Annotated in this window: 8 protein-coding genes and 1 tRNA gene; 7 read left to right on the plus strand and 2 right to left on the minus strand. The window is 41.1% G+C overall.

Going from position 1 to position 11,011, the window contains the following annotated elements:
• Positions 1-30: 30 nt before the first annotated feature.
• Both KO530_RS17835 and KO530_RS17840 read right to left on the minus strand, forming a co-directional pair.
• A complete protein-coding gene (locus KO530_RS17835) occupies positions 31-2,253 on the minus strand; it encodes a M13 family metallopeptidase (RefSeq protein WP_252729357.1) in 2,223 nt (740 codons plus the stop codon).
• Positions 2,254-2,314: 61 nt separating this feature from the next.
• On the minus strand, positions 2,315-3,121 hold the full coding sequence (locus tag KO530_RS17840; protein ID WP_216049812.1) for a class I SAM-dependent methyltransferase: 807 nt from the start codon (positions 3,119-3,121) through the stop codon (positions 2,315-2,317).
• Positions 3,122-3,288: 167 nt separating this feature from the next.
• Here KO530_RS17840 and KO530_RS17845 point away from each other — a divergent pair, with 167 nt between their 5' ends.
• The 7 genes from KO530_RS17845 to nusG all read left to right on the plus strand — a co-directional run bounded on the left by KO530_RS17845 (position 3,289) and on the right by nusG (position 10,547).
• Positions 3,289-3,705 carry an MAPEG family protein gene (locus tag KO530_RS17845; RefSeq protein WP_216049813.1) on the plus strand — a complete coding sequence of 139 codons (417 nt, stop codon included), beginning with the start codon at positions 3,289-3,291 and terminating at the stop codon, positions 3,703-3,705.
• A 25-nt stretch (positions 3,706-3,730) separates the two neighbouring features.
• Positions 3,731-4,342 (plus strand): RraA family protein, encoded by a 612-nt coding sequence (locus KO530_RS17850; protein ID WP_216049814.1) that lies wholly within the window; start codon positions 3,731-3,733, stop codon positions 4,340-4,342.
• A gap of 18 nt (positions 4,343-4,360) precedes the next feature.
• Positions 4,361-6,202, plus strand: a complete 1,842-nt coding sequence (locus KO530_RS17855) for an ABC transporter ATP-binding protein (protein ID WP_216049815.1) — start codon at positions 4,361-4,363, stop codon at positions 6,200-6,202.
• 562 nt (positions 6,203-6,764) lie between these two features.
• A complete protein-coding gene (locus tag KO530_RS22160; RefSeq protein WP_216049816.1) occupies positions 6,765-9,188 on the plus strand; it encodes a S8 family serine peptidase in 2,424 nt (807 codons plus the stop codon).
• Between the two features lie 278 nt (positions 9,189-9,466).
• Positions 9,467-9,543, plus strand: a tRNA-Trp gene (locus KO530_RS17865).
• Between the two features lie 86 nt (positions 9,544-9,629).
• Complete coding sequence (secE, locus tag KO530_RS17870; protein ID WP_216049817.1) at positions 9,630-10,007, plus strand: preprotein translocase subunit SecE; 378 nt, start codon at positions 9,630-9,632, stop codon at positions 10,005-10,007.
• Between the two features lie 3 nt (positions 10,008-10,010).
• Positions 10,011-10,547 carry a transcription termination/antitermination protein NusG gene (gene nusG / locus KO530_RS17875; RefSeq protein ID WP_216049818.1) on the plus strand — a complete coding sequence of 179 codons (537 nt, stop codon included), beginning with the start codon at positions 10,011-10,013 and terminating at the stop codon, positions 10,545-10,547.
• Positions 10,548-11,011 lie beyond the last annotated feature (464 nt).

Here is an 11,011-nt window from a genome sequence, read left to right on the forward strand (position 1 = left end):
ACTCTTTTTAGTTAGTTCTGCAATATCCTTTTACCAAATCTTCACTCGATCTTTCGGTGCTAGAAATAATGCGTCACCTTTTTTGACATCAAATGCGGAATAAAATTCTGGCACGTTCGGTACCACACCATTCACTCTATATTCTGAGGGTGAATGTGGGTCAGTATTGACCTGGTTACGTAATGTTTCATCCCGTTGCACCGCTGCCCATACCTGAGCATAACCTAAGAAAACACGTTGTTGTCCAGTATAACCATCGAGAAATGGTGCTTCTTTGTCGGCTAGAGATAATTCATAGGCTTTGAGGGCAATACTGAGTCCCCCTAAATCACCGATATTCTCGCCAAGGGTAAATTCACCATTAACATGTAGGTTTTTTAATGGGGTAAATTTATTATATTGTTGGACAAGTTGTTTGGTACGTTTTTCAAACTCTTGTTTATCTGCATCTGACCACCAATTACGCAGTACACCATCGCCATCAAAGGTACTGCCAGCATCGTCAAAGCCATGGCCTATTTCATGCCCAATAACCGCGCCAATACCGCCGTAGTTAACTGCATCGTCAGCCTCCATATTAAAAAATGGTGGCTGCAAAATTCCAGCTGGAAATACAATTTCATTAGCCGGAGGGTTGTAATAGGCATTCACGGTTTGTGGGGTCATGTCCCATTCGTGTTTCTGTACCGGACCTGGCTGTTTATCGAGTATCTGCTGCCATTGCAGATCATCTGAGCGTTTGATATTGCCAACTAAGTCAGATTTCGAAATAGACAGTTTTGAATAGTCTTTCCATTCATCAGGATAGCCAATTTTTGCAGTGAATTTGGATAGTTTGTCGAGCGCTTCCGCTTTGGTGGCATCCGACATCCAGTCCAGTTGTTTGATACTGACTTCGTAGGCTGTTAATAGATTATTGACTAAGTCTAACATGCGTTCTTTGGCGGCCGGTGGAAAGTGTTCTTTGACATATACCTCGCCTATCACTTCACCTAAGTGAGTATTTACGAAATCAACGCCTCTGCGCCATCTTGGTCGTTGCTCTGTCACCCCATATAAGACTTTGCTGAAAAACTCAAAATTTGCTTTATCTAATTCAGTGGTTAAATAGCTTGATTGCTGATTGATAACCATCCATTTCAGATAAATTTTCCAAGTTGTGATTGGCGTTTTAGCAATGATGTTGTCTAACTCACGCATGTAATCGGGTTGCGTGACTACTAAGCCATCCAAGTCAGTTAATTCTAGTTCTTGCAACATTGCTGCCCAATCGAATTGAGGCATTAATTCAGATAACTTGGTTACTGGAATTTTGTTGTATAGTGCAACCATATCTCGGGTTTTTTCTTTTTTCATATGCTTAGAAGCTAGTGTAGTTTCTAAGTCCAAAATAATTTTTGCGTTTTTTTCGGGATTCTCCAATCCTACTAATCCGAGCATTTTGGCAATGTGTTTCTGATATTTCCCTTTTATTTCCTGATAGGAACCTTTATCACTCGTATAATATTCTCTATCTGGTAATCCTAAACCTGCCTGCCATGAGTAAATCATGTAAGTTTTAGGGTTTTTTAGATCAATATATTGGCCAATAGCGAAAGGTGTACCAAAACTGTGTTTGTTGGCATAAGCAAAATAGCGCGCTAATTGTTGTTGATCCTGAATTTCATCAATTACCGCTAATTCAGTTAATAGTGGTGTCAAGCCTAATTTGTCGCGGTTTTCCATGTCGGTGTAAGATGTGTACAAGTCACCCACTTGTTGCTCATTGCTACCTTTTTCAAAATCGCCTTCTGAGGATTTTTTAATGATAGCCATAACTTTTTCTTGAGCTTCATCAGCGAGTAACTGAAATGAATTTAAACCGGCTTTATCTGATGGAATTTCAACCTTGTCTAACCATTTACCGTTAGCAAATCTGAAAAAATCGTCGCCCGGTTTAATGTCCGTATTAATATTATCCAATTTAAGCCCTGAGTGGCGAGTCACGGTTGTGACATCCGGTAATGCTGTTGCCGGAGTTTCAGTAACGGGCGATTCAGTTTTAGGATTGGTAGTAGGTGATTCTACGTTGGGAACTTCCACTTTAGGAGATTCAATTTGAGGAATCACCAGTTCAGGAGATTCAGTTTCTGGCTGCTCAATGGTGGTGTCTTCTATTTTCGGGGCTTCTTGCTTTTCTTCTTCAACAGGCGCTGGATCAGAGCATCCCCATACAAAAACAATAACTACGAGCATTAAAATATAAATTTTCATTAAATTCCCTTACATTTAACTAAATTGCTTAAGACTAAGTTCTTAGCTTCCAATCAATGACTTATTTACTAAATTTATAAATGAATCGATCTGTTTTTCCTCGAATCAACGGGGAAAAAACCGAGCTTTGGTGATTATCTTCTGGATTTCTCAGATAAAACGCCTCTTCGACAAGTGTAAAACCGGCTTGCGCAAATTGATGTTTAACAATGTTCGGGTCAATACGATGAAGGGTATTTGCTGCATCATAACCTGAACCAGCCTGAGCGATGTGGTCTATTACCACGATAATGCCATCATCTTTGAGCACGCGATGCAGTTTTTCTAGCACTTTGACATGATCAACGACACCTTCGCGCAATTCAATTAATTTACCCCCTCGCACGGTATTAGTAAAAAATAAATCATGATATCCCAAGGCAGTAAACACTATGTCTACCGACTTATCAGCAACCTCTATGTCAGCAATGGCAACATTGTCGAGTCTAACCACATTGCTAAGACGATTGTCTTTCGTTCTTTGAATGATATCTTTTTCACCAAAATTCCAATAAACACTGTCGTTTTGCAAATAAACTAGGCCATCTTCACCTACAGCTCTGGAAAGGAGTTCAGAATACCAACCTCCACCGGCCAGCAAATCTAACACCGTATCTCCAGCAGATATGCCTGTGAAAGATAATACTTGTTGGGGAAGTCTAGCTTTATCTCGTTTAGCGTCTTCTACTGGTCTTTCCACAGATGAAAGGATATCGTTGATTTGCTGTTTAGTTAACTGAACCGCGGTTGCATTCACCGAGAATATAATAAAGAAGATAGCGGATATTAATTTGATGCTATTTGAACAACGGGGTAATACAGGTTTCATGCTTAAATGTCCCAACTGAATATTTCTTGATGATCAATGGGGTAAAGAATAACGCCAACCACCAACAAAAATCACTAAAAACTGTAACAGAACAATTCAAATTTCTAATTCGTTGATATTTCGGGTAACTTACGTCTTCGTACATGTCTGCGTATAAAGGAATACCTATGAATGCTACTATTATTGCTCTGCTCGGATACATCAGTTGGACGGTGTTTTTACTGATTTTATTAGCCAGCTATCGAACCTTTTTGGTGAGTCAGAAACAGCGATTACCCAATCAGTTCAAGGCCGACGGTTCAGATTCCCCTGATTTTGGGCAACGACTTACTCGGGCTCACCTTAATTGTGCAGAAAGTTTTGTGTTTATTGGTGGCACTATGCTGACAGCTCTGGCAACAAACGCCTCAGCGATTACTGATACGTTGGCGTATTACTTGCTGGCAGCAAGATTAGGACAATCTATTGTTCATCTTGTTTCGACCTCAGTACTTGCCGTTCAGATTCGATTTGTGTTTTTTCTAATTCAGGTTGGAATTTGCGGTTATTGGTTATTCAAGTTAATAACAAATTTTGCATTTTAAGATTTTAAAGATAAGGTGATTATTTATGCTAGATATGAATTTATTCAAACAAATCTCCCCATGTGAATATGCTGACGCATTACCTCGTGAGCAATTTATTGATTATAAAATATCAAGTTTATGGCCACAGCCCCCACGTATTGCCGGACCTGCTTTTACAGTGTTTTGCGAAGATGGTGATCATTTAATGTTACATGCGGCTATCTATGAAGCTTCACCAGGGGATATCATTGTTGTAAAGTCTGATCCGCAGTTTGCTGCAGCGGGTGGAAACGTTTGTGCAATCGCTAAACAGCGAGGAATTGCTGGGTTTGTTATTGATGGCGTCATTCGTGATTTGGCAGAAACCCGTGACATTCAATTCCCTGTTTTTGCCCGTGGTGTGATTCCTTTTCCTGCCGCCAAAAAAGCCTACTCACCCCTAAATCAAACTATCAAATGTGGTGGTGTTACGGTCAATCCAGGGGATATCGTTATTGCTGATGAAGAAGGGATAGCTGTTGTACCTAAAGACCAAGCTCAGTCAGCATATGAAATTGCCAAAGCTCGCACCGACAAAGATGCGCAAACGTCATTGCAGCAATGGCAAGATAACCATAAACGTAATATTGATAATATTATTTCGAAGCTCAAATAAACTTTAATTGGATAGTGCATGTTTTCATTTTTTGAACGGTTGACAAAACCGTTCCCTGTTGAGCACCCAACAAAACCTCCTCAGACCCTAGTTGCTTTTTGTCGTCATTACACTAAAGGTATGTGGCCTGTAATCTTTACGGTATCGATTTTAGCTGCGTCTGTTGCGGCTTTAGAGGTTTCCTTGTTTAGTTATGTCGGTCAACTTGTTGATTGGCTGTCTGAGCGTGATCCGGAAACCTTTATACAGCAGGAGAGTGGCAGCCTAATCTGGATGGGCACAGTCATTCTAGTGATATTACCTTGTTTAGTGATATTACAGTCTTTGTTGACCCATCAAACGTTATTGGGTAATTACCCGATGAAGATACGTTGGCAAGCACATCGATATTTACTTGGTCAAAGTATCGGTTTTTTCCAAAATGAATTTGCTGGACGTGTCGCTACTAAAGTGATGCAAACCGCACTGGCTGTGCGTGAAGCAGTGATGAAATCACTCGATATTTTCGTGTATGTGAGTGTTTACTTTATCAGTATTTTAGTACTGGTTTTTTCGATTGATTGGCGTTTGAGTGTGCCATTGTTAATTTGGTTACTGACTTATTTTATTATTCTGCGGACGTTTATTCCGCGGCTTAAAAAAGTCTCGCAAAAACAAGCTGATGCGCGCTCAATCATGACCGGCCGAATCGTTGATAGTTATACTAATATTATGACGGTTAAGCTGTTTTCCCACAGTCAACGTGAATCAGACTATGCAAAAGAAGGTATGAGTGGATTTTTGCATACGGTTTATCCGCAGATGCGTTTAGTCACGACACTTTATGGGTTTGTTTGGTTTTCTAATGCTCTATTGGTTTTTAGTGTCAGCGCACTATCTATCTACTTGTGGTTGAATCATCTAGTAACCCCAGGTGACTTAGCGGTCGCAATTAGCTTGTGTTTACGCCTCAACGGCATGGCGCAATGGATTATGTGGGAAGTATCTTCACTATTTGAAAATATTGGTACTGTACAAGATGGGATCAATACCCTTGCCAATGATGTTGTTGTGCAAGACGTACCTGATGCCCCTAATTTACAGGTCCGCGGCGGAGCGATTGAGTTTAACAATGTTGATTTCGGTTATGCAGGTCCTGAAGGAAAGCCCATAGATGTATTCAAACAATTGAATCTTTCAATCAAACCAGGTGAAAAAGTTGGATTAGTGGGACGCTCTGGGGCGGGTAAGTCTACTTTAGTCAATTTATTGCTGAGATTTTATGATGTGCAAAGTGGCAATATTCTCATTGACGGGCAAGAGATAAAACACGTTAAGCAGGAAAGCCTGCGAGCCAATATTAGTATGGTGACGCAAGATACGTCTTTATTGCACCGATCTGTGCGCGAAAACATTATTTATGGTCGCGCCTCTGCCACAGAAGAGCAAATGATAACTGCGGCAAAACAAGCTGAAGCGGACGAGTTTATTCAGCAGCTTTCTGACTTGAATGGCAATATCGGGTACGACGCACAGGTAGGTGAGCGAGGCGTTAAATTATCTGGTGGTCAACGACAAAGAATTGCAATTGCCAGAGTGATGTTAAAAGACGCTCCGATTTTAATTTTAGATGAAGCAACTTCTGCATTGGATTCAGAAGTCGAAGCGGCTATTCAACAATGCTTAAACAAAGTAATGGTGAATAAGACTGTGCTAGCCATTGCCCATAGATTATCCACCATCGCCCAAATGGACCGTTTGTTAGTTTTAGAGCAAGGAAAAATCGTGGAATCAGGTAGCCACAGTGAACTGTTGGCAAAAAATGGTATTTACGCAAAATTATGGTCTCATCAAACGGGAGGATTTATTGGGGTTGATTAATTCGCACTCCCTGATGAGCTAAATCAAAGACTCCTGATGTTTTGCATTGGGAGTTTATATATTTCATTTCGGTTTTTTCAAACAATCCTTCACTCAAAAGCAAAGCGCAAAATCTGTATTTTCCTAGCTTATTGTTTTCTTTACCTTTTAATTTGACGGGTAAAAAAACCACCTAAAAAGGGTAAAAAAAGGTTGCATTTAGTTGACCGTATGGTTAGTTTTTAACCTGAGATTATTAAGTGAGCAGCTAAATCTGCCTTTTCAAGTCACTTTATAGCGTCTCACTTTAATAAGAAATATAGGATTTCGAGCCCATGAAAAACCTACGACTCAAAGCAATCTACAAGCGAATTTTGAACTTTTCGGCATTCAAGACTTAGCGACTCTTATCTAATTTAACTTCTGAATATAATCCTAAACCCAGTCTGAGCAGACCTGGGCGGAATTCTTATGTCTTTAAAAAGGAGGAAGGTCTATGTAACCAATTAAAATTTAAGTAAATATTTAAACAAATTTAAAAATAATAAAAATTAAAATAACGACAGAAATAGGAAAATCGGGAATGAATAATAAAAAGTTTCTCATCAGCGCCTTAGGTGTAGCTGTGATGAGTATTACCCACACAATGGCTGCACAGCCATCTCCAAATTTGCAGTTTGCTGAATGGTTGGCGTCACAAAACCCAGAACTGAATAATCAGCTAACGGATCGATTAATTGTAAAATTTAAAAATCAGACTACTTTGCATGAAATAGAAACGGCCAGTACTGATTTAAGTTCAGAGTCGGAGATAAATAATGGATTGTCAATTGCTCCTGGTCAAATCTCTGCGGGTAGCAATCTATTAACTAAGCTAGCCACTAAAACTGGTCAGCAAATGCGTTTCGTAAAAACCAATAAACAGGGAAGGGCAATCTTAAAGTTAGACAAGCGAATGTCGAAAGCAGCCATGCAATCCATTATTTTACAAATGCAGCAAGACCCTTTGGTTGAATCTGTTGAAGCTGATCCAATTCGCTATTTAATGGCGCAATCACAGCCTTGGGGAATTGCTAATGTTCAAGCTGATCAGTTGTCTGATGTCAGTGCTGGTGGCAAAACGGTATGTATAATTGACTCTGGCTATGACATTAACAACCCTGATCTTAGTGCTAATTCGGTTTCTGGGAGCAATAATTCAGGTACCGGAAATTGGTACGTGCCAGGAGGATCTCATGGTACTCATGTAGCAGGCACTATTGCTGGAATTAATAATGCTGAAGGGATTGTCGGCGTGCTTCCTAACCAAAATATTAATCTGCATATCATCAAAGTATTTAATGAATCAGGCTGGGGTTACTCTAGTGATTTAGCCGATGCGGTTGAAACCTGTGAGGCAAATGGTGCGGATGTAGTCAATATGTCATTGGGTGGTGCCGGTTCTTCTACAAGCGAAAGCAATCGTCTTACCGCCGTCGCCAATAATGGTGTTTTGTTAGTCGCCGCAGCAGGAAATGCTGGGGACTCAAGTCACTCTTATCCGGCGTCTTATAGTTCGGTTATCTCTGTTGCCGCAGTGGATGAAACAGGTTTAAGAGCTGAATTTTCTCAATATACCAACCAAGTTGAACTATCTGCACCAGGGGAAGCGATTCTTTCTACTGTGGGTATTAATGATGGGCGGCAGGGTTATTTAACGTTCAATGGAACGACACTAGGAGATGACCGAGTTTTACCGCCGTCACGCTATATTGTTAGTGGCGGAAGTTACGCAATCAATAATATTAACGGTTCAGTTTCTGGAGTGATAGGAGCCTGTAGTACCAGCAGTAGCGGTAGTTTCAGTTGCTCAAATATGAGCAACAAAATTTGTGTTGTAGAGCGTGCAGACAATCAAGCGGGCAGTACTTATCCTGAAATTAACGCGGCATTAGCTTGCGATAATGCGGGAGCGGCGGGGATTGTGATTTATAGCAATGCCGAGCGTCCTGGATTGCAAAATCCATTTTTGGTAGATGACAGTAGTCAAATTACAGTGCCAACAGTGTCGGTCAATCGAACTCTTGGTCAGCAATTAATTGCAGCGGCAGGCACATCGGCTACGTTACAGGTGTTAGGTAATACGGATTACGCCTACTACAACGGAACTTCTATGGCGAGTCCACATGTTGCTGGGGTAGCAGCTTTGGTCTGGGCTAATAACCCCAGTTGTAGTGCTTCCCAAGTACGCAGCGCGTTAGGCGCGACGGCTTTTGATTTGGAGTCGACCGGACGGGATAACCAAACGGGCTATGGTTTAGTGCAAGCGAAAGCAGCGTCAGACTATTTAGCTGCAAATTGCAGTGGCAATGGTGGTGGAGATCCAGGAGGGAATGTACTAATTAACGGAACTGCGGTGATCGGGTTATCTGGCGCGTCTAATTCTGAACTACTTTACAGCATTGATATCCCTGAAGGAGCAAGCGATTTGGTTTTCTCTATGAGTGGTGGCTCTGGAGATGCTGATTTGTATGTTAAATATGCAACTGAACCATCCACAAATAGTTATGATTGCAGACCCTACCTAGGTGGTAATAATGAATCTTGCAGTGTAGATCCGGTTCAAGCTGGTACCTATTACGTTAAAATAATTGGTTACAGTGCCTATTCTGGTGTGTCCATACAAGCTGATTATACTGAATCAGCAGGTGGTGGAGGAAATGATGGCTCGTTAACTGTAATTGAAGATATTTCCGCATCACGTCGTAATTGGGTGTATTACACAGTAGAAGTTCCAGCGGGTTCATCAGTGTTGGATGTGAGTACCAATGGCGGCAGCGGTGATGCCGATCTCTATGTTCGATATGGTAGTAACCCAACTACCGGTAGTTATGATTGTCGACCATACCAAAATGGCAATACTGAAAGCTGTTCGTTTAATTCACCGCAAACAGGTACTTGGTATGTGGGTATTCGCGCTTACAGCACATTTTCGAATTTAACATTGACGATGGAAGTTCAACCTTAAATATCCATTAAAAATCAAATAGGCCGTCTAGCAAGGCGGCTTATTTAACCTCAAACTAAAATAACTTTTAGTAGCCCTTGGGTATGGATTAAGTGAAGCCAAAGAATAGCGACGATTAATAGTTGCTAGCTCCACTGCTATTTTCCGCTTGTCGGAATTCATTTTTACTTGAATAGCGCGGCTCAATGAGTATAATACGCGTCCCTCCTTGTGTGACTCCAAATTTTCCAATAAAAAAATTGGTTCAAATCACAAAGATGGTGTAACTGAAATTTGTTAGGGGTGTAGTTCCAATTGGTAGAACAGCGGTCTCCAAAACCGATGGTTGGGGGTTCGAATCCCTCCACCCCTGCCAATTTTGTCAAATCACATAAATTTGAATTTAAACATACTGGTTTAGTTGATACATAATTGACCAGTATTTATTACGGAAGTAAGAATATGAGCGAAAAAGCAGAATCACCATCCAATTCATTGGATATGCTCAAATGGTTGGTAGTCGTCTTGATTTTGGGCGGAGTGATAGCCGCAAATACCTATTATCAGGAAATTTCTGTGCTTTATCGTGCACTCGGTGCTGTTGCATTGGTGGTGATTGCTGGCTTTATTGCCAGCAGCACGGTTAAAGGTAGTTCATTCTTAACTTTTGCAAAAGAATCTCGAGTCGAAGTGCGCAAAGTTGTTTGGCCCACAAGACAAGAAGCAACTACCACTACTTTGATAGTTTTGGCTGCTACCGCTTTTATGTCTATCGTTCTTTATCTTTTAGACATGGGTATTGTGGAAGTCGTGTCTTTTGTTACCGGTTTAGGAGTGTAAGTCATGTCTGATAAAAAATGGTATGTAGTACAAGCATTTTCTGGTTATGAAGGACGTGTTCAAAAGACGTTAGTTGAACATATCAAAATGAACGGTATGGAAGATTATTTCGGTGAAATATTAGTACCTACCGAAGAAGTTGTTGAAATGCGAGCTGGCCAAAAACGCAAAAGTGAACGCAAATTTTTCCCAGGCTATGTACTGGTAGAAATGGAAATGAACGAAGACTCATGGCACTTGGTTAAAAGTGTTCCAAGAGTGTTAGGTTTCATTGGTGGTACTTCAGATCGTCCAATGCCTATTTCTAAGAAAGAAGCAGATGCTATTCTTAATCGTTTGGAAGAATCAGTAGACAAGCCAAAACCAAAAACATTATTCGAACCAGGCGAAGTGGTTCGTGTTACCGATGGTCCTTTCGCAGATTTCAACGGCGTTGTCGAAGAAGTCGATTACGAAAAGAGCCGCTTGAAAGTATCAGTACTTATTTTCGGCCGTTCAACTCCGGTAGAACTAGAGTTCGGCCAAGTCGAAAAAGGGTGAAGCAAGACCGAAACGAAGTTTCGCAGCTTGCTGAACGACCGACATGGATGTCGGGCTGGAACCCAGCCACAGGATGTGCACGAAGAGACGACTATAGGTCGTCTTTTTTAGTTTAATATTCCCAGAATTTTTAGCTTCGACGAAGCTTTGGCCGACTGAACGACCGACATGGGTAAAGCTGGTTTTATTAGGAGCGAAGCTCCGTCCAGCTGCACGACCGCTCAAGGACGTGCGGGCTGGACGTAATACCAAGGACGGGTCAGTATGGTTTTAGTATATTAGCCCCAGAATTCTGCACTCAAGATACCAGGCTGGAATCCAGCGCCAAGGATGGCGCCGAAGAAATTAAAACAAAGATGTCTAAATAGGCATCTTTTTTTTTGCCTCGAGAAAAGCACAAAAGCCTATGTAGCATGGTCTTTAGGCCATGGTATTTAATGTGCTATTCGCGGGGCTAAAGCACC

This window comes from Aliiglaciecola lipolytica (genome assembly GCF_018860635.1).
Taxonomy (GTDB): Bacteria; Pseudomonadota; Gammaproteobacteria; order Enterobacterales; family Alteromonadaceae; genus Aliiglaciecola; species Aliiglaciecola lipolytica_A.